Origin of the sequence: Burkholderia sp. 9120 (assembly GCF_000745015.1) — a bacterium.
In the GTDB taxonomy this organism is placed as follows: domain Bacteria; phylum Pseudomonadota; class Gammaproteobacteria; order Burkholderiales; family Burkholderiaceae; genus Paraburkholderia.
In genome coordinates, this window is sequence record NZ_JQNA01000001.1 from 583,713 (window position 1) to 602,794 (window position 19,082).

At 65.1% G+C, this 19,082-nt stretch carries 17 protein-coding genes; 4 read left to right on the forward strand and 13 right to left on the reverse strand.

Going from position 1 to position 19,082, the window contains the following annotated elements:
* Positions 1-54 precede the first annotated feature (54 nt).
* The 3 genes from FA94_RS02565 to FA94_RS02575 all read right to left on the reverse strand — a co-directional run bounded on the left by FA94_RS02565 (position 55) and on the right by FA94_RS02575 (position 3,139).
* A complete protein-coding gene (locus FA94_RS02565) occupies positions 55-885 on the reverse strand; it encodes a 3',5'-nucleoside bisphosphate phosphatase (protein WP_035546450.1) in 831 nt (276 codons plus the stop codon).
* Positions 886-994: 109 nt separating this feature from the next.
* Positions 995-1,879 (reverse strand): alpha/beta fold hydrolase, encoded by an 885-nt coding sequence (locus tag FA94_RS02570; protein ID WP_035546452.1) that lies wholly within the window; start codon positions 1,877-1,879, stop codon positions 995-997.
* A gap of 246 nt (positions 1,880-2,125) precedes the next feature.
* Positions 2,126-3,139, reverse strand: a complete 1,014-nt coding sequence (locus FA94_RS02575; RefSeq protein WP_231584836.1) for a ferritin-like domain-containing protein — start codon at positions 3,137-3,139, stop codon at positions 2,126-2,128.
* Positions 3,140-3,430: 291 nt separating this feature from the next.
* On the opposite strand from FA94_RS02575, the gene FA94_RS02580 reads away from it, so the two are divergent.
* The 3 genes from FA94_RS02580 (at position 3,431) to FA94_RS02590 (ending at position 5,559) form a co-directional block, all read left to right on the forward strand.
* Entirely contained in the window at positions 3,431-3,955 is a 525-nt protein-coding gene (locus tag FA94_RS02580) for a gamma carbonic anhydrase family protein (RefSeq protein WP_035549129.1), read from the forward strand.
* 64 nt (positions 3,956-4,019) lie between these two features.
* A complete protein-coding gene (gene hslO / locus FA94_RS02585) occupies positions 4,020-4,970 on the forward strand; it encodes an Hsp33 family molecular chaperone HslO (protein WP_035546454.1) in 951 nt (316 codons plus the stop codon).
* Between the two features lie 199 nt (positions 4,971-5,169).
* Positions 5,170-5,559, forward strand: coding sequence for a hypothetical protein (locus FA94_RS02590; RefSeq protein ID WP_035546456.1), 390 nt, complete (start codon positions 5,170-5,172; stop codon positions 5,557-5,559).
* Between the two features lie 127 nt (positions 5,560-5,686).
* Here the strand turns inward: FA94_RS02590 and ftsB are convergent, their stop codons facing one another.
* The 10 genes from ftsB to FA94_RS02640 all read right to left on the reverse strand — a co-directional run bounded on the left by ftsB (position 5,687) and on the right by FA94_RS02640 (position 17,721).
* Positions 5,687-6,121 carry a cell division protein FtsB gene (ftsB, locus tag FA94_RS02595; protein WP_035546458.1) on the reverse strand — a complete coding sequence of 145 codons (435 nt, stop codon included), beginning with the start codon at positions 6,119-6,121 and terminating at the stop codon, positions 5,687-5,689.
* 128 nt (positions 6,122-6,249) lie between these two features.
* Complete coding sequence (gene eno / locus FA94_RS02600; protein ID WP_035546460.1) at positions 6,250-7,533, reverse strand: phosphopyruvate hydratase; 1,284 nt, start codon at positions 7,531-7,533, stop codon at positions 6,250-6,252.
* Between the two features lie 192 nt (positions 7,534-7,725).
* Entirely contained in the window at positions 7,726-8,580 is an 855-nt protein-coding gene (kdsA, locus tag FA94_RS02605) for a 3-deoxy-8-phosphooctulonate synthase (RefSeq protein ID WP_035546462.1), read from the reverse strand.
* Positions 8,577-10,250 (reverse strand): CTP synthase, encoded by a 1,674-nt coding sequence (gene pyrG, locus FA94_RS02610; RefSeq protein ID WP_035546463.1) that lies wholly within the window; start codon positions 10,248-10,250, stop codon positions 8,577-8,579. Before pyrG ends, kdsA begins: the two co-directional genes overlap by 4 nt.
* A 171-nt stretch (positions 10,251-10,421) precedes the next feature.
* A complete protein-coding gene (locus FA94_RS02615) occupies positions 10,422-11,219 on the reverse strand; it encodes an alpha/beta fold hydrolase (RefSeq protein ID WP_035546465.1) in 798 nt (265 codons plus the stop codon).
* Positions 11,220-11,297: 78 nt separating this feature from the next.
* Entirely contained in the window at positions 11,298-13,910 is a 2,613-nt protein-coding gene (locus tag FA94_RS02620; RefSeq protein WP_353611437.1) for a ComEC/Rec2 family competence protein, read from the reverse strand.
* A 416-nt stretch (positions 13,911-14,326) separates the two neighbouring features.
* Positions 14,327-15,115 (reverse strand): TatD family hydrolase, encoded by a 789-nt coding sequence (locus tag FA94_RS02625; RefSeq protein ID WP_035546467.1) that lies wholly within the window; start codon positions 15,113-15,115, stop codon positions 14,327-14,329.
* Between the two features lie 67 nt (positions 15,116-15,182).
* Positions 15,183-15,926, reverse strand: coding sequence for a lipoprotein-releasing ABC transporter ATP-binding protein LolD (gene lolD / locus FA94_RS02630; RefSeq protein ID WP_035546469.1), 744 nt, complete (start codon positions 15,924-15,926; stop codon positions 15,183-15,185).
* Positions 15,919-17,172, reverse strand: a complete 1,254-nt coding sequence (locus tag FA94_RS02635; protein WP_035549131.1) for a lipoprotein-releasing ABC transporter permease subunit — start codon at positions 17,170-17,172, stop codon at positions 15,919-15,921. The genes lolD and FA94_RS02635 overlap by 8 nt, the downstream gene beginning before the upstream one ends.
* A 303-nt stretch (positions 17,173-17,475) precedes the next feature.
* The gene (locus tag FA94_RS02640; protein ID WP_035546471.1) at positions 17,476-17,721 is read right to left on the reverse strand and encodes a hypothetical protein; all 246 of its coding nucleotides are present in this window, start codon (positions 17,719-17,721) and stop codon (positions 17,476-17,478) included.
* Positions 17,722-17,884: 163 nt separating this feature from the next.
* Between FA94_RS02640 and FA94_RS02645 the strand changes: the two genes are divergently transcribed.
* Positions 17,885-19,069 carry a hypothetical protein gene (locus FA94_RS02645; RefSeq protein ID WP_035546473.1) on the forward strand — a complete coding sequence of 395 codons (1,185 nt, stop codon included), beginning with the start codon at positions 17,885-17,887 and terminating at the stop codon, positions 19,067-19,069.
* Positions 19,070-19,082: the final 13 nt, after the last annotated feature.

The following is a 19,082-nucleotide window of genomic DNA, read 5'->3' on the forward strand; positions in this document are numbered from 1 at the left end:
AGCGCACCCGGGCCGGCTCTCGCGGACGACGTGCCGCCAGGGCACGGCGCGCGATCACAGCCAGCGTTCCCAGACGGGCTTGAGGTCGGAAGGCAGCGGCGGCAGCGTGCCGAGGTCGACGCGGCCTTCGCCGGGTGCGTGGAAATCGGACCCGCGCGATGCCTCGAAACCGAAGCGGCGCGCGACGTCCGCATATTCGCGGTACTGATCGGGCGTGTGGCTGCCGGTCACCACTTCGATCGCCTTGCCGCCAAGATCGATGAATTCGGCGAAAAACGCGTCGAATTCGACCGGCGAGTACTCGTAGCGACCCGGATGCGCGACCACGGCCTCGCCGCCGGCGGCCTGGATCCAGCCGACCGCATGGCTCAGCCTGGCCCAGCGGTGCGGCACGAAGCCCGCCTTGCCGTCGCCGAGATAGCGGGTGAAGACGTCTTGTGTGGAAGTGCAATAACCGCTTTCGACCATGAAGCGTGCGAAATGCGTGCGCGAAATCATGTCCGGGTTCGACACGTATTTGAGCGCGCCTTCGTAGGCATTCGGCACGCCGAGCGTGGCGAGTTGTTCGCCGATCGCTTCGGCGCGCGCGGCGCGCCCGCTGCGGGTGCGCGCGAGACCGTCGATCAGGATCGAACTGGTCGGATCGATACCCAGCCCGACGATGTGCACCGTGCGCGACGCCCACGTCACTGAAATCTCGACGCCGCTCAGGTACTTCATGCCGAGCGCCTCAGCCGTGCTGCGCGCTTCGCGCTGGCCGCCCAGTTCGTCGTGATCGGTCAGCGCCCACAGCGTCACGCCGCCCGCGTGCGCGCGGCGCGCGACGTCGGCCGGCGCGAATTGGCCGTCGGAAACGGTGGAGTGACAGTGGAGGTCGGCGTTCATCGTCGTATTCAAAGGGATCTACGACTATTTTACTGCAACGCAGTAAGTGGGCGCAGCGCTATCTCGTGGGCGGGATGCCTCGCCGCCTACGCCCTTGCGCCCTCACGCCCTACGCGCAGAAGCCCTCGATCAGCGCGGCGACCTGCTCCGGCTGGTCGTGGTGCACCATGTGCCCCGCTTCGTCGATGATCTTTTCCCGCCAGTTCGGGAACGCCTGAAAACGCGCCTTGAATTCGTCGAGCGGTATCTCGCCGGCAATCTGCGCGAGCGTCGGCGAACCGGCGGCCTCGACATGCAGCACCTTCGCGCTCACCTTGCGCCAGACCGCCATCACTTCATCCAGGCGGTACAGCGTCGGGCCGCGCAGCTTGTGCGCCGGATCGGCGAGCAACATGAAGCGCCCTTCGCCATCCGGCTTCGACCAGTGCTGGGCGAGAAACTGTGCGCGCTGCGGCGCGAGCCGCGGATTGGTCTTGATCAGGCGCGCGGCGACGTCGTCGAGCGACGCGTAGCGCTTCAGTTGCGGCGGATCGCGCAAGTCGTCGAGCCAGTTGCGCAAGCGCTTCGGTGCTTGCGCCGCGTGCGACGGCGCGAGTCCGAAGCCCTCCAGGTCGACCACCCGCCGCACCCGCTCCGGCCGAACACCCGCGTACAGGCACACGATATTGGCGCCCATGCTGTGGCCGACGAGATTCACCTCGCCGGTCGGCGCGTAGTGATCGAGCAGCGCGTCGAGATCGGCGAGATAGTCCTGCACCCAGTAGTTGCCGCCGCCCTGCTCCGCGACCGGCCAGTCCGACAGGCCGAAGCCGCGCATGTCGGGCGCGATCACCTGCCAGTCGCCGCCCAGCGCGTCGACGACGAACTGGAACGACGCCGCCACGTCCATCCAGCCGTGCAGCATGAACAGGATCGGCGCGTCCGGATTGCCCCAGCGGCGCACATGCAGACGGATGCCGCGCACAGCGACGAATTCAGACTGGGAGGTGGTCATGAGCGGCTCGCCCGAAAAAAGAATGGTCGTTCGATTATAACGAGATAGCGGGATTATGCGCGGGGCATGGGTTGGAAGAAGCGCTCGGGGATGTGGCGGTGGCGGCTGGGATTGCCAGCGGGGTTGGCGGCGGCGGCGTCGCCGTGATTGCCTGCGGCGTTGTTGGCAAGGTTGCTGGCGCAGTTGCCTACGCAGTTGTCTGCGTGGTTGTTGGCGTAGCTGCCGGTAAGGCTGCCGGCTTCACCGTCAGCCCTCCGCCTCAAGCCGCTCTGTCAACACCACCGCTTCCGCAGACGACCCCGAACTCGCATCGAGCCCCGCCAGCGCCGTCAGCGCGGCTAGCTCCGCCTCATCGAAACCGGCCTCGCGGCGCGCTTCGAAATTGAACGGACCGCGTAATTTCGGTGCGTGATACTGGTCGGCAAGGCGCGCGTAGGTCTCATGCGGATCGAGCGCCCCGCCCTCGCACAAATGACGGAACCAGCGGTTGCCGATCAGTACATGGCCAATCTCGTCGCGCAGGATCACATCGAGAATCGCTGCCGATGCCTGATCGCCCGCCTGCTGCAGTCGCGCGCGGATCGGCGGCGACGCGTCGAGGCCACGCGCCTCGAGGGTGCGCGGCACCAGCGCCATGCGCGCCAGCACGTCGCCGCGCGTGCGCTCGCACATGTCCCACAGGCCGTCGTGCGCGGGAAAATCGCCGTACACGTGGCCGTATTCCGCGAGACGCGCGCTCAGCAGCGAGAAGTGATACGCCTCTTCGGCGGCGACTTTGAGCCAGTCGACGTAAAACGCGGCCGGCATGCCGGAAAAGCGCCAGACGGCGTCGAGCGCGAGATTGATCGCGTTGAATTCGATGTGCGCGAGCGCATGCAGCAGAACGGCGCGACCTTGCGGCGATTGCATGCTGCGCCGCTTCAACTGACGCGGATCGACCAGTTCGGGCCGCGCGGGACGGCCCGGCAAGCCCTCGGGCTCGGTGAGTTCGAGGTGCGCGGAGCAAGTGGCGCGGCCTTCGAGCACGTCGGTGTAAAGCGTGCGAGCGGCTGCGGCCTTGATCACAGGATCGGCTTCGCGCAGCGCGGCAAGCGCCGCGGTGCGCGCGCAATACGCCAGAACGCCGACGCATGCCTCGCCGGCCTCCGGAGCACCGTCATGAGCCGCAGACGGTGCACCAGACGACTGAGCGGGCACCAAACCCGGTGAAACCAGCGGAATGGACGAAGCAGACAAAGCGGACGAGGCGGCAAACATCATGGCAAGCGGATCGGCAGACGGACAGGTGATCGGAACGACGGACGACAATGGCAAAGCAACGGGCCAAGCGCGCTTCGACGCACTCAGGCACCCCAACCACACAACCGTTTACAATACTCGATTCGACAATCCAGCGCGCCCACCGCGCTGGCGAAGCGGCACGAGCCGGGCAAACCCGGCATGCCAGAAGGCTTGCGGCCCATCCAGCGCGCGCAGCGACCGATCAACAGCAACGATGCATGGGACCGGCGTCAGCGCGAACGCGCCAACGCCGGCCCGACAGGAGACACTGTGACCATTTACAAGCTCGGCGACGCCGCCCCGACCATCCACGAAAGCGTGTTCGTCGCGGATTCGGCGAACATCATCGGCAATGTGACGCTCGAGGCCAATGCCAGCGTCTGGTTCGGCGCGACGCTTCGGGGCGACAACGAGCCGATCACGATCGGCACCGGCAGCAACGTGCAGGAGAACTCGGTGCTGCACACCGACCCCGGTTTTCCGCTCACCATCGAGCAGAACGTCACGATCGGCCATCAGGTCATGCTGCACGGCTGCACGATCAAGGAAGGCTCGCTGATCGGAATTCAGGCGGTGGTCTTGAATGGTGCGGTAATCGGCCGCAACTGTCTGGTCGGAGCGGGCGCCATCGTCACCGAGGGCAAAGTGTTTCCCGACAATTCGCTGATTCTCGGCGCGCCCGCCAAAGTGGTGCGCGAACTGAACGAAACGGATATCGCCAATATGCAGCGCGGCACGGCAAGCTATGCCGAACGCCGCGAGTATTTCAAGGCGCAGCTCGTGCGCATCGGCTAATCAGCCGGAGCGCGCGGCGCGCAAGGCGCGGCATCAGGCCGCGTCATTCGACCGAGGAAAAGTTGTGAGCGACCAGTTGCAAAAATTCATGTTCAGCGCGGCGCCGGTGCGCGGCGAGATCGTTTCGCTGCGCAATACCTGGCAGGAAGTGCTGACGCGCCGTGATTATCCGGCGCCCGTGCGGACGATTCTGGGCGAAATGATGGCCGCGTGCGCGCTGCTGTCGGCGAACCTCAAGTTCAACGGTACCCTCATCATGCAGATTTTCGGCGACGGCCCGGTCAAGATGCTGGTGGTCCAGTGCGGCTCCGATCTGTCGATGCGCGCCACCGCCAAGCTGTCGGGCGAATCGGCCGAAACGATCGACGAAACCACCAGCATGATCGACCTGCTCAACGCGAGCGGCCACGGCCGCTGCGTGATCACGCTCGACCCCGCGGAGAAGCAGCCGGGCCAGCAGCCGTATCAAAGTATCGTGCCGCTGTCGGGCGTGGACGGCCCGCTGAAGTCGATGGCCGAAGTGCTCGAGCACTACATGCATCACTCGGAGCAGCTCGACACGCGCCTGTGGCTCGCGGCGAACACCGAGCGCGCGGTCGGCATGCTGCTGCAAAAGCTGCCCGGCGACGGCGGCATCGTCCCGCATCCGGGTGAACTGGACGCCGATACGTGGGAACGCGTCTGCACGCTCGGCGGCACGTTGTCGCAAGACGAGTTGCTGAAGGAAGAGCCGGAAACCGTGTTCCGCCGTCTATTCTGGCAGGAAAACGTCCAGCACTTCGAGCCTGCGCAGGCGCGTTTCGAATGCACCTGCTCGCGCGAAAAAGTCGGCGCGATGCTGAAAATGCTGGGCCGCGAAGAGGTGGACAGCGTGATCGAAGAGCGCGGTCACGTGGAGATTCATTGCGAGTTCTGCAACCAGCGCTATGAATTCGATCCGGTCGACGTGGCGCAACTTTTTGTCGCCAATGCGCTCTCACAAGGGGTGTCGCCGGCGGCCGACCAGCGGCACTGAAACGGCCGACCGACGCGGGCTTTCATGCCCTTTCGAGCGATGAGCCGGTTCATCGCTCGTGCATCACGGCAGGAAAATAGCGCGCCGCCCGTCGCCTTCATGGGGTTCCAGCGGCGCGCTATTTTTGATGATTGTGTTGAATCATTGGCTGGCCACGCTGCAAATCATTCGCCACGCATCCGGCCGATGGAGATCGAACATGAATAAAACCGTTTCGTTGAACCGCTACGCACGACTGTTCGCGGTGTCGGCCGTCGTGGCCGGTAGCGCCGCATTGACCGGCTGCGTGATGGACCCGCCGGGGCCGTCGCCAATTTATAGCCGTTTGCCGGCCGATCAGTCGGGCATGGCCGCCACCGCGCAGCCGCTCACGCCTGAAGAGCGCCAGCGCTACGACGCGATCGATCAACAGGTCATGACCGAGCAGAATCAGGCCATTGCCGCCGAAAACGCGGCGCAGGCGTGGTCGCGTTACTATTCGCCGCAACCGGTTTCCGTGTATGGCAGCTATTACGGCGGCGGTGGTGGTTGGGGCCGTGGCTGGGGCACGGGTGTCGGGGTCGGGTATTCGCCGTACTGGGGTTGGTGAACGCCTCGCCTGGCGGCGCCCACGTGCAGAGGCATCGCCCAAAGAAAAAGCCGCTTTTTAAGCGGCTTTTTTAATTCTCATGCGACTCACACTCAGCAGGCATTGATCGCGCGTTGCACGACCCGACTCAATGCGCGGGCTTCTTCTCTTTCGCCGCGCTCTTCGCACCGTGCTTGCGATCCGGCTTCGCACGCGACTCCGGATTCGGCACCATATGCAGCGGCGCCGCCGAAACCTCGCCGCGCGTCGACGTCGTCACCGACGGCGTGTTCGCAGCCGGCAACGGCGCGTTCGGTGACACGAACTGCACGAACACTTCGCCGTCTTTCACCATGCCCATTTCGTAGCGCGCCCGCTCTTCCACCGCGGCCGTGCCGTTCTGCAAATCCTGCACTTCACCCTGAATACGCTCGTTGCGCACTTTCGAATCGGTGTTCTTCTGCAGTTGCTGCGCCAGTTGCTGCTGCAACTCGTGCACGCGCAACCAGCCGCCGTGTCCCCACCAGAGCGGGTACTGGATCAGCGCCAGCAGAACGATCAGGACAGCAGTGACAAGCCGCATGAAGTAAGCACAATAAATACGCGCCGCCCTGCGCTATACGCAGGGCGGCGAGGTGAATCAGAAACGAAGGGCAACCGGCTCATCGGTTAGCGCGGGTGAAGTGACCAGAACTTTGGCCAGAACACACATTAACGCAGATTGTAGAACGCCGACTTGCCCGGGTAGCTAGCGATATCGCCGAGGTCTTCTTCGATACGCAGCAACTGGTTGTACTTCGAGATGCGGTCCGAACGCGACAGCGAACCCGTCTTGATCTGACCGGCATTCAGGCCGACCGCGATATCCGCGATCGTCGAATCTTCGGTCTCGCCCGAACGGTGCGAGATCACGGCCGTGTAGCCAGCGCGCTTGGCCATTTCGATGGCCGCGAAGGTTTCCGTCAGCGTGCCGATCTGGTTGATCTTGATCAGGATCGAGTTGGCGATGCCCTTCTCGATGCCTTCCTTCAGGATGCGCGTGTTGGTCACGAACAGATCGTCGCCGACCAGCTGGATCTTCTTGCCGAGCTTGTCGGTCAGCGTCTTCCAGCCAGCCCAGTCGCTTTCGTGCATGCCGTCTTCGATCGAGACGATCGGGAACTTGTCGGCGAGGTTCGCCAGGTAGTCCGCGAATTCCGTCGACGACAGTTGCAGGCCTTCGCCGGCCAGTTGGTATTTGCCGTCGTGGTAGAACTCGCTCGCTGCGCAGTCGAGCGCGAGCAGCACGTCTTCACCGGCGCGGTAGCCCGCTTTTTCGATCGCTTGCAGGATGGTCGACAGGCATTCGTCGTTGCTGCCGAAGTTCGGCGCGAAGCCGCCTTCGTCGCCCACCGCCGTGCTCATGCCGCGGTCCGACAGGATCTTCTTCAGCGCGTGGAACACTTCGGCGCCGCAGCGCAGTGCTTCGCGGAAGGTCGGCTGGCTGACCGGCACGATCATGAATTCCTGGATGTCCAGGCTGTTGTTCGCGTGCGCGCCACCGTTGACGATGTTCATCATCGGCACCGGCAATTGCATGGCGCCCGAGCCGCCAAAGTAACGGTACAGCGGCAGGCCGGCTTCTTCAGCGGCAGCCTTCGCGACGGCCATCGAGACAGCCAGCATCGCGTTCGCGCCGAGGCGCGACTTGTTGTCGGTGCCGTCAAGTTCCAGCAGGGTCTTGTCGAGGAAGGCCTGCTCGGAAGCGTCGAGGCCCATGATCGCTTCGGAGATTTCGGTGTTGATGTGCTCGACAGCCTTCAGCACGCCCTTGCCGCCGTAACGGCCGGTTTCGCCGTCGCGCAGTTCGATGGCTTCACGCGAACCGGTCGACGCGCCCGACGGCACCGCCGCGCGGCCCATCGTGCCCGACTCGAGCAGCACGTCGCATTCGACGGTGGGGTTGCCTCGCGAATCGAGAATCTCTCGACCGATGATATCTACGATAGCACTCATGGTTTCCTCAAGAAATGACGTTGAATTCTTTACTGTGACACTGTACCAGGCGCATATCGCGATGCAGAAAACCGGTCTCCCCGGCAAACTGCTTGCGCGCCGATACGTTCGACGACCATTGCGTGCACTCCCCGCATGCCGGCGACCGGGCTCATTATGCAAGCCGATCGTGACACGCGACGAATGCCTGAATCAGTTGAAATTGCTTTCGAGGAACGGCGCGCGCTTGACGGCCTGATCGAGCGTAACCAGCGTCTCGAGCAGATCCGCCATGCGATGCAACGGCACGGCGTTCGGACCGTCCGACCTGGCTTCGGCCGGATTCGGATGCGTCTCCATGAAGAGCCCCGACACACCGACCGCCACTGCCGCACGCGCCAGCACCGGCACGAATTCGCGCTGGCCGCCCGAGCTCGTGCCCTGCCCGCCCGGCAACTGCACCGAGTGGGTTGCGTCGAACACGATCGGCGCGTGGGTTTCGCGCATGATCGCCAGCGAGCGCATGTCCGATACCAGGTTGTTATAGCCGAACGACACGCCGCGTTCGCACGCCATGAAGCGGTCTTCCGACAAACCGGCTTCACGCGCGGCATCGCGCGCCTTGTCGATCACATTCTTCATGTCGCCCGGTGCGAGAAACTGGCCTTTCTTGATGTTGACCGGTTTGCCCGAACGCGCGCAAGCATGAATGAAGTCCGTTTGACGGCACAGAAACGCGGGCGTTTGCAGCACGTCGACCACCGACGCGACCTGCTCGATCTCGTGCTCGGCGTGCACGTCGGTCAGCACCGGCAAACCGAGCTGGCGCTTCACTTCCGACAGAATCCGCAAACCTTCGTCCATGCCCAGACCGCGGAACGACTTGCCGCTGCTGCGATTGGCTTTGTCGTACGACGATTTGTAGATGAACGGAATGTTCAGCTTCGCGCAGATTTCCTTCAGCCGGCCCGCTGTGTCGATCGTCATCTGTTCGGATTCGACGACACAGGTGCCCGCGATCAGGAAAAACGGCTTGTCGAGCCCGATTTCGAAATCGCCCAGTTTCATGCTTTCTCCCCGACTTCGGCTGCCGCGCGGGACTGCTGACCCGCGAGCGCCGCTTCGACGAACGACTTGAACAGCGGATGGCCGTCACGCGGCGTGGACGTGAATTCCGGGTGGAACTGCACGCCGACGAACCACGGGTGCATGCTGCGCGGCAATTCCATCATTTCCGGCAGATCTTCACTCGGGGTACGGGCGCTGATGATAAGGCCGCCGGCTTCGAGTTGGGGCACGAAGCGGTTATTGACTTCATAACGGTGGCGATGGCGTTCGTTCACATCCTTGCCATAGATCTCTTCGGCCATCGTGCCGGGTTTGATCGGGCAACGCTGCGAACCGAGGCGCATCGTGCCGCCCAGATCCGATTCTTCGGTGCGCTTTTCGACCTTGCCTTCGCGGTCGTACCACTCGGTGATCAACGCGACCACACGGTTATCCGTTTCCGGATCGAACTCGGTGCTGTTCGCGTTCTTCAGGCCGACCACGTCGCGGGCGAATTCGATCACGGCCAGTTGCATGCCGAGGCAGATGCCGAGGTACGGCACCTTCGCTTCACGCGCATAGCGGATCGCGGCGATCTTGCCTTCGGTGCCGCGACGGCCGAAACCGCCCGGCACGAGCACGGCGTCCAGATGCCGGAGGCCGTCGACGCCGTGCGTCTCCACTTCTTCCGAATCGATGTACTCGATGTTGACCTTGGTCGACGTATGCATCGACGCATGGCGCAGCGCTTCGATCAGCGACTTGTACGACTCGGTCAGATCGACGTACTTGCCGACCATGCCGATCGTGACTTCGTGCTTCGGATGCTCGAGCTTGTCGACGAGGCCCGACCACATGGACAGGTCGGCGGCCTTCGGCGAGAGCTTGAGCTCTTCGCAGATGATCGCGTCCAGGCCTTGGTCGTGCAGCATTTGCGGAATCTTGTAGATGCTGTCGGCGTCCCACACGGAGATTACCGCGTCTTCCGGCACGTTCGAGAACATCGAGATCTTGGCGCGCTCGTCGTCCGGAATGCGGCGGTCGGCGCGGCACAGCAGCACGTGCGGCGAAATGCCGATTTCGCGCAGCTTCTGCACGCTGTGCTGGGTGGGCTTGGTCTTCAGTTCGCCGGCCGTGGCAACCCACGGCACCAGCGTGAGGTGCACGAAGCACGCGCTGTTGCGGCCCATGCGCAGGCTCATCTGGCGCGCGGCTTCGAGGAACGGCAGCGATTCGATGTCGCCCACGGTGCCGCCCACTTCGACGATCGCGACGTCCGGCTCGCCGCAGGTGGCCGACGCTGCGCCACGTTCGACGAACGCCTGAATTTCATTCGTGATGTGCGGAATGACCTGCACCGTCTTGCCGAGATAATCGCCGCGGCGTTCCTTGCGGATTACCGATTCGTAAATCTGGCCGGTGGTGAAGTTGTTGGCCTTGCGCATCTTCGTGCTGATGAAGCGCTCATAGTGGCCAAGGTCGAGGTCAGTCTCTGCTCCGTCTTCCGTAACGAACACTTCGCCGTGTTGAAACGGGCTCATCGTGCCGGGGTCGACGTTGATGTACGGATCGAGCTTGAGGAGGGTGACTTTAAGACCGCGCGATTCGAGGATCGCGGCGAGGGAAGCGGCGGCAATACCCTTGCCGAGGGAAGATACTACGCCGCCGGTGACGAAAACATATTTGGTCATCGCTGGATGCTCGCGGGAAAAACGGATTATACCGTAAAGCAGGGTCTCAACCCAGCAAAATCCGAGCGACATCTGTACGTGACTGTGTCATGGCGGCGGCACTTGCGCCGCGCCGATCATGCACCGTTTTTCCGTCACGGCGTTCTCGAGGCCCACGGCCTCACGCCGAGCTCACCGCTCCAGCTCGCGCAACATCCGCTGCACGGCGCGGGCGGTTTCGAGCGGTTTTTCCATCGGATACAGATGGCTGCCCTCGATCCACTCCACATGACCGCCGGTCGCGCGGCGGGTCGCATCGAGACCGGCCTGGCGGATTTCCTTGGACCGCGTGCCGGCGATAAACCCGACCGGCACCGGCGCGCCCCGGGCCAGCCGCGAGCCGAGCGTATGCGGCAAGGTCTTGTAGATCTGATATTCGGTACGGCGATCGAACGCCAGTGCGCGGGCGCCGTCGACCGAAGTTTGCGGAATACCGAAGTCAATGTAATCGGACAGCATGCGTTCGTCCCAGCGCGCGAACGCCGGCTTCGAATGAAAATGCCGCCACGCCTCGTCGCGGCTCGCCCATTGGGTGCGCCGCGTGCGGGTGGCGGCCGCGGGCGACAGGCGTTCGTCGAGGCCGGTCCATTGCGACACGCGCAACATGCTGCTGCGCCAGCCGGCGATCACCGGCGAATCGAGCATCACGACGCCCCTCACCCACTGCGGCTTTTTCAGCGCGGCCATCAGCGACAGATAACCGCCGAGCGAATGGCCCACCAGCCAGACCGGCTGCTCGTACGCGCGACCGATGTCGTCGAGCAGTTGCTCGACCAGATGCGGCCAGTCCTGGGTCACCGGGTAACGCGCGTCGTGACCGATGCGCTCGATGGAGCGCAGTTCGTAGTCGTCGGCGAGTTCGGCGAAGATCGTCCGATAGGTCGACGCCGGAAAACCGTTCGCGTGCGAGAAGTGAATGATGTTTTTCAACTGCGGCTATCTCCGTTCTGTTTTTTTCGAGCGGGGCCGGTGGTCGCCCGTTTTTTGACGATCGGGCCGGCGATCCAGTCAGCGATCCATCCAGTAGCGGCGCTGTACGTCGCGATAACGCTCGAGCGTCAGCGTGACGCCTTGCGTGCCCGAGCCGGATTGCGCGCCACGCGCCGGATCGACCTCGACTTCAACCCGCACCGCACCGTCCGCATCGCTGCGCCCCAGCTCGATCCGCCTTGCCCGGTAGCGCTCGAACACGCCCGCGTCCGGATGATGAAAACGGTTGCGATAGCCTACCTGAAATAGCGCGATGAGCGGTTCGATAGAGTCGAGGAACGGCTCGGTCGACGAGGTCTTGCTGCCGTGATGCGGCACGACCAGCACCTGCGCGCGCAACGCGTCGCGGGCGCGCGCGAGCAGCACGCGTTCGACCGGCGCCTCGATGTCCGCCGTCAGCAAGGCCGCGATGCGCGGGGGCGGCGTTTGAACGGGCGCGAGAGGTGGGCTCGTGGATAGGTCGGTTGCGGTGTTGGCTGAGGCAACGAACGGCGCAGCCGATCGCGGGCCACCGCCGGAACCGCTCAACGAATCCGATCCTGACTCGTCTGCAGCCCCCAACGTACTGACCCGCAGCACACAACAATGCGCATTGGGCTTACCTTGCAGCGGCCCGGCGTCGGGCCACAACATCGCGAACTCGACGCCGTCCCACTGCCAGCGCTGCCCCGCCGCACAGGGCAGCGTCTCGGCGCCGTGCTGCTTCGCGTTCGACCACAACGCGTTCTCCGGCGCCAACGCCGCCACCATTTGACGAACCTCGATCGCGTCGAGCACGGCGGGCGCGCCGCCCGAGTGATCGGAATCGGCGTGGCTGATGATCAGCGTATCGAGCGCGTTCACGCCAAGCGCCTGTAAAAACGGCACGACCACGCGCTCGCCCGCGTGGGTCGATTCCGGTCCCGGCCCGGCGTCGAACAGCAGCCTGTGATGGGCCGTTTCGATCAGCACCGACGTGCCTTGGCCGACGTCGAGCGCGGTTAAACGGAAACCACCAGGCAAAGGTCCGTTTGACGGCGGCAGCAGCAGCGGCAACCAGGTGAGCGGCGCGGCCCAGCGCAACGGCCAGCCGCGCGGCGCGAGACACCAGAGCACACCGACCGTCGCCGCGGCGAGCGTCCAGGCGTCCGGTTGCGGCAACCGCCACAACGCCCACGCAGGACCGGACAGCATCTGCAAACCCGACGTCAGCCAATCGAGCAACGCATGCGCGCTTTGGAACGCGTAGGCATCGAACGGCGCGGGCAGCACGACGCCGGCCAGCACCGCCGGCGTGACGAACAGGCTCACCCACGGAATCGCGAACGCGTTCGCAAGCGGGCCGACCAGCGGAATCTGCGCGAACCAGTAGACAGTCAGCGGCGCGAGCGCGACGGTCACCGCGAACTGCACATGCGCGGCGCTACGCAGGCGTTCGACGAAAGCCCGAGCACGGCGACGCAGATCGGCGCGCACGCTCGACCACCGGCTCGACGCGGCGTTGGCGTTGGCGTTGGCGTTGGCGTTGGCGTTGGCGTTGGCGTTGGCTTCGGCTTCGGCTTCGGCTTCGGCTTCGGCTTCGTCGCCCTCTCCCCCATGGTGCTGTTCGTGATCCTGCACGCGCGGCCGCCCCGACACCGCGAACAGAATCGCCGCCACCGCGCAGAACGACAGCCAGAATCCCGCCGACACCACCGCCCACGGATCGATCAGCAGCACCAGCCCCAGCGCCCACGCCAGCACCACCGACCGGGCGACATGGCGGCCACTGACAAACGCCAGCGCGAGGACACCGGCCATCCATAGCGCGCGCTGCGCCGGCACGTTGAAACCGGCCAATGCGGCATGCAGGGCCGCGAACAGCGCGCCGCCCGCCACCGCGACGATCTGCGCGGGCAGCCACAACGACCAGTCACGGCCGATCCAGCCCGAGCGCCGCCACAGCGCGCCCGCCAGCCATCCGGCGAGACCGGCGGCGAAGCCGATGTGCAATCCCGAGATCGCCACCAGATGACTCGTGCCCGTGCCGCGCATCAGCAGCCAGTCGGCCGCGCTGACTTCGTCCTGCGCGCCGATCGCCAGCGCCACGACGATGCCCCGATGCGGCGCGTCGGCGAGCACGGCGTCGATCCGTGCGCGCAAGGCCGCGCGCCAGCGATCCACAGTGACGCTCACACCGTGCGCGGCACCCGGCAATCGAGAAGCCAAAGCCGGTGCGCTCACGTAGCCGGTCGCTCGCACGTTGCGGGCGAGCAGGTTCGCTTCCGCGTCGCGCACGCCGAAGTTCGCGTTGCCGTGCGGACGTTTGAGACGCACCGTCAGACGCCAGCGCTCGCCCGGTTCGAGCGGCGGCGGCGGCGCTTCCTGGGCGATCCACGACAGTTGAATCACGCGCGGGAAGGCGGCGATCGGCGCGTCGGCCGACTCGACCTCGAATAGAAACCGGGCGCCGTTTTCATCGCGCGACGGCAGGCCTTTGATGCTGCCGGTCACGACAATGTCGCGGCCTTCCCAGTCGTTCGGCAAGCCCACGGCGAGCCGTACGTCCGCGCGCCACGCGGCATAGCCGAAGCCTGCGCAGATTGCCGCGCACCAGATGCCGGTCCAGATGGCAAAGGTCCTTAGACGCCGGTTGCAACAGATGGCGCGTATGCGGACGCTCCATGCGCGAACAGACGTCGCGACCCATGCAGAAGTCCGCCGCCAAGCCTTGGCCAAAGCCGAAGCCGTGGCCGTGGCCGTGGCCGGAGCCGGAGCCGCGGTGATATGGGCGGCCGCAGCGAAACCGGCAGCTGCGTTGGTGGCCCTGGCCCCACCCTCACGCGCTCCCCAAACCGCAACGGCCACCCCACTCCCCCAACCACCACCAACCCAAGCCACCCCCACCACCCCGGCAACACCGCCTGCCGCTGCAACCCGGCCACACCCAACGCAAACCCGCACCACCACGCCCGCATACCGCCTCCGCCCAGCCATCGCCGGACAGCACAACGTCCAACGAACAGGCGTCAGCAAGCCCGCCGGACGTGGATATCGCCCGGCGCGAACCCTTCAAACCATCGAGTCAATTATGCAGAGGAAAGCGCCAGCCGCGGCAACGCGGCGAGCGCGTTAGCCGTTGTGCCTAGGGCGGCTTCGTCGGCGCTCATGCCCCGCAGTTGCGCGAGGCCCGCGCCGATCGCCGGAATCTGCTCCGGCGAGTTGCGCTGTTTATAGATCCACGAAGGCGCGATGTCCGGCGCATCGGTCTCGACGACCAGCGCATCGAACGGCAATTGCTCGGCGAGCCGGCGGATCTGCCGCGCGCGCTCGAACGTCAGATTGCCGCCGAAGCCGAGATGCATGCCCTGATCGAGATAGGCTTGCGCCTGCTGAAAACTGCCATTGAACGCGTGCGCGATGCCGCGATGAATCTGCTGCCGACGCAGCCCCGCGATCACCTGATCCTGCGATTTGCGCACATGGCAAATCACCGGCAGATCGAATTCGCGCGCGAGCTGCAGTTGTCCGTTATAGAAAAACTGCTGGCGCGCGTCGTCGAGACCGTCGACGAAATAATCGAGCCCAATCTCGCCGATGCCGACGAACAGCGGATCGTCCAGACTCGCCTCGACCTCCATGCGCAGCAAATCGAGATCGCTGTCCAGCGCGCCCGGCGTGAACAGCGGATGAATGCCGAGCGCGTACGCGCCGCCTTCGACCCGATGCGCCAACTCACGCACCGCCGCGAAATTCTGGCGGCCGATCGCCGGAATCACGATCCGTCCGACGCCCGCCGCGCGCGCCGCCGCCGCGACGGCATCGCGGTCGGCGTCGAATTCGGAAGCGTCGAGATGACAGTGGGTATCGATCCACATGGCGTGTCCGGCTATGCGCGCAGCGTTAGACGATCAGACGATCAGATCGCCGGTGTAATCAGGCCACTCAAACCGGCACCGCCGGTTCTTCATAGAGCACGCCTTCGCGCAGCCGCATGATGCGGTCGCAACGTCCGGCCAGCTCGGGATCGTGCGTGACGATCACGAAGCTGGTCTCCATGGTTTGCGACAGTTCGAGCATCAGATTGAACACGGTATCCGCAGTGCCGCCGTCGAGATTGCCGGTCGGTTCATCGGCAAGCACGCAGGCGGGTTTGGTCACCAGCGCCCGCGCAATCGCCACCCGCTGACGCTCGCCGCCCGACAACTCGCCCGGACGATGTTTCGCACGATGCCCCATGCCGACCCGCTCCAGCACTGCGAGCGCTTCGCGGCGCGCGACTTCGGTCGGCAGGCGACGAATCCGCAGCGGCATCGCGACGTTGTCGAGCGCGGTGAATTCCGGCAGCAAATGGTGGAACTGATAGACGAAACCCAGCGCGCGATTGCGCAGGTCGTTGCGTTCGCGCTCGGAGAGTTTCGTGAACGGCTTGCCCATCACGGACACCTGACCCGTGCTCGGATCGTCGAGCCCGCCAAGCACATGCAGCAACGTGCTCTTGCCGGAACCCGACGCGCCGACGATCGCCAGTTTTTCGCCGCGCCGCACGCTCAGTTGCGTGTTGTTGAGCACCTGCACGTTCAAGCCGCCCTGCACGAACGCTTTGGAGATGCCGGTCGCTTCGAGCACGTACGGATACGGCACGTTGTCCTGAGAAGTCATGGGTAAAGTTGCGGTTCGGTCATTCATAGCGCAGTGCCTCCGCAGGGCGGACTTTCGCACCGCGCCAACTCGGGTAAAGCGTGGCCAGCGCCGACATCGCGAAGGCGATGAGGCCGATCCGTGCGACGTCGGCCGGAATCAGTTCGGACGGCAGTTCATTGATGAAGTACACCGACGGCGGCAGGAATTGCACGCCGAGCACATGCTCGATCATCGGCACGAGCCACGGAATGCTCCACGCGATCAGGCAGCCGAGCGCGACGCCCGTCGCCGTGCCAATAAAGCCGATCGTCACGCCCTGCACCACGAAAATCTTCATGATCGAGCGAGGCTGCGCGCCGAGCGTGCGCAGAATCGCGATGTCGGCCTGCTTGTTGGTCACGGTCATGACCAGCGACGACACCAGATTGAACGCCGCCACCGCAATGATCAGCGTGAGGATGATGAACATCATGCGTTTTTCGATCTGCACCGCCGAGAACCAGGTCTTGTTCTGCTGCGTCCAGTCGCGAATGTAGAGGTCGCCGGACAAGGTCCGGGCGAGCTGGTGCGCGACCTCCGGCGCGCGCTGCATGTCGGTCAGGCGCAAGCGCACGCCGGTCGGCGCGGGCAGCCGGAACAGCGCCTGCGCGTCTTTGATATTGATCAGCGCGAGCGTGCTGTCGTACTCGTAATGCCCGGACTCGAAGATGCCCACCACCGTGAACTGCTTCAGCCGCGGCAGCATGCCGGCAGGCGTGATGGTGCCTTCGGGCGCGACCAGCGTGATCTTGTCGTTGACCTGCACGCCGAGATTGCTGGCGAGATCGGCGCCCAGCACGATGCCGAAGTCGCCCGGCACCAGCGCGTTCAGCGTGCCGCCTTTCATCTCCTTACCGATGTCGGACACTTCCGGCTCCAGCGACGGCTCGACGCCGCGCAGCGCCACGCCGCTCACGGCGTCCTGACGCGTGAGCAGCGCCTGCGCCTCGACATACGGGGCCGCGCCGATCACTTCCTTGTTCTGGCGCGCTTCCTGGGCAGTCAGTTGCCAGTTGGGCATCGACCCGGTCGGCGAAAAAATTTCGACGTGCGCGAGCACCGACAACATGCGGTCGCGCACCTCTTTCTGGAAACCGTTCATCACCGACAACACGACGATCAACGCCGCGACGCCGAGCGCGATGCCGGACATCGACACCAGCGCGATGAAGGAGATGAAGCCGTTACCGGTCGTGCGTTTGCCGGCGCGGGTGTAGCGCCAGCCAATCTGCCATTCGTAGGGAAATTTCAAGCGAATCCTTTTCTGCGTTCTTCGGCTTCGTGCCGCGCACGCGGGCGTGAAGCGCCTGTCGTGCGGCCCGAGCGTCGTGATCATTGGTGTCGCGGCGACGCGGATGGTTCCGGTGCGGCGCGCCAGCTCGTAGCAATGCGCGCGCCACGGCTCACCGCCGCCGCGCAGCGCCACCTCTCATTGTTGTCTGAAAGCCGGCCACTGCGGTCGTCACCGCCGATCAAGCGCGAAGTTTGCCATACAATCCCGCGGACTCGCGGACTGCAGCCTCGTTGTCGCCGCTGAAGCAGGTCGCGGCCGCCGCTAAAGCAGGTTATAGCGCTCGCGCAGCCCGTTGATAATGTCCGCGGCGGCCTTGCTGGCCAACCCGCGCGCATCGGCGTCGCGGCGGTCGCGGTGCAGATGGCTGATGTCCCAGTTGCAGCCCCGCTCGTCGTCCTCGGTCTCGTGAAAGCCAGTTGGAATCCAGCCGGCGGTGGCCGGATCGGCATCGAGCGCCTTCACGACCAGCGCGAGCAGTTCCTGCTCGCTTTTGAGTTCACGCGGCATACCCGTCTCCCTCTTTATGAGCGCGGTTCCGCCGCGCGCGGCTGCTGCGACGCCTGGACGGCGGCGCACCGGTCGACCGCCCGCCGCGATCCGTCGAATGGGCAGGCGATGTCAGCTATGTCTGGTCTGCGATGGTCTGAATACTCGCACTCTTTGCCCTACAATGCGCAGCATCATGCACGCCAACCGTCTCCATCTTCTTCTCCCCTTCGCGCTACCCGCCGCCGCGGACGCCTCCACCGCGCTACACGACATACAGAGTCCCGCTCTCGACCGGCTGGTCGCCCGCGCGACGCTGGTGGAACGCGTGGTCGGCGAAGACTTTCAGCGCACGCTGCCGCACGAACGTTGGGTGGCGCGCCAATTCGGCGCGCTGCCCAGCGGCGCGGCCGCCGCCGACGAAGCCCCGCTCGCCCCGTACATGCTGCGCGCCGACGGCGGCGACCCCGGCACGGCGACGTGGGCGTGCGTGCAGCCGGTGCACGTACGCATCGCGCATGATCATCTGGTGCTGATCGATCCCGCCTCGCTCGATTTGTCCGACGACGAAGCCGGCGCGCTGCTCGCGGTCGCGCGGCCGCTGATCGAAGAACTCGGCGTGCGCATCGAGGCGCCGCGACCGGCGCGCTGGTATCTGTCCGGCGACGGTTTCGGCACCTTGGCGGGCGCGTCGCCGCTGCGCGCGAGCGGCCGCAACATCGAAATCTGGCTGCCGCACGAGGCGCATTCCGGCGAACGGTCGCGCGCGTGGATGAAGCTGCAGAACGAAGTGCAGATGGCCTGGTTCGAGCACCCAATCAACGAAGCGCGCGAGGCGCGCGGCCTGCCGGCGGTGAACTCGATCTGGTTTCACGCGCAAGGCGCCGTGCAGCCGGTGCGCAGCCCGTTTGCCCGGGTGCTTTCCGACGCGGCGGCCACGCGCGGTCTGGCCATGACGGCGGGCGTGGAAACCGGCGCGCCGCCAGCGTCGTTCGCGACGCTGCGGGCAGCGAGCGCGGGCGGCGGCATGACTCAGCCGGCTAACGCGGCGGGTTCGGCCAACGTGAACAACGTGACCAACGCGCCGTCCACGCCGCACACCGCCGGCACCGACGGCATTACCCTCATCGAACTCGATCCCTTCTCCGCGCCCTACATCGAGCAGGACTGGGCGCGCTGGAACGACGCCTTCGCCGCGTTGCAAACCGACTGGTTCGACCCCGCGCTCGCCGCGCTGCAATCCGGCGAACTCAGCGAACTCGGCCTGACCCTGTGCGGCGACACCGGCTCGGTGACGCTCACGGTCACGCGCGGCGACCTGCGCAAATTCTGGCGGCGGCGGGTGCTCGCGTCGCTCTTCATCGAATGATTGATTGCACGAG

Coding starts and splice junctions, on each gene's coding strand:
- FA94_RS02565 (WP_035546450.1), bottom strand. CDS start 885: ATGAACGCCGACCTCCACTGTCACTCCACCGTTTCCGACGGCCAATTC.
- FA94_RS02570 (WP_035546452.1), bottom strand. CDS start 1,879: ATGACCACCTCCCAGTCTGAATTCGTCGCTGTGCGCGGCATCCGTCTG.
- FA94_RS02575 (WP_231584836.1), bottom strand. CDS start 3,139: ATGATGTTTGCCGCCTCGTCCGCTTTGTCTGCTTCGTCCATTCCGCTG.
- FA94_RS02590 (WP_035546456.1), top strand. CDS start 5,170: ATGAATAAAACCGTTTCGTTGAACCGCTACGCACGACTGTTCGCGGTG.
- ftsB (WP_035546458.1), bottom strand. CDS start 6,121: ATGCGGCTTGTCACTGCTGTCCTGATCGTTCTGCTGGCGCTGATCCAG.
- eno (WP_035546460.1), bottom strand. CDS start 7,533: ATGAGTGCTATCGTAGATATCATCGGTCGAGAGATTCTCGATTCGCGA.
- kdsA (WP_035546462.1), bottom strand. CDS start 8,580: ATGAAACTGGGCGATTTCGAAATCGGGCTCGACAAGCCGTTTTTCCTG.
- pyrG (WP_035546463.1), bottom strand. CDS start 10,250: ATGACCAAATATGTTTTCGTCACCGGCGGCGTAGTATCTTCCCTCGGC.
- FA94_RS02625 (WP_035546467.1), bottom strand. CDS start 15,115: ATGTGGATCGATACCCACTGTCATCTCGACGCTTCCGAATTCGACGCC.
- lolD (WP_035546469.1), bottom strand. CDS start 15,926: ATGAATGACCGAACCGCAACTTTACCCATGACTTCTCAGGACAACGTG.
- FA94_RS02640 (WP_035546471.1), bottom strand. CDS start 17,721: ATGCCGCGTGAACTCAAAAGCGAGCAGGAACTGCTCGCGCTGGTCGTG.
- FA94_RS02645 (WP_035546473.1), top strand. CDS start 17,885: ATGCGCAGCATCATGCACGCCAACCGTCTCCATCTTCTTCTCCCCTTC.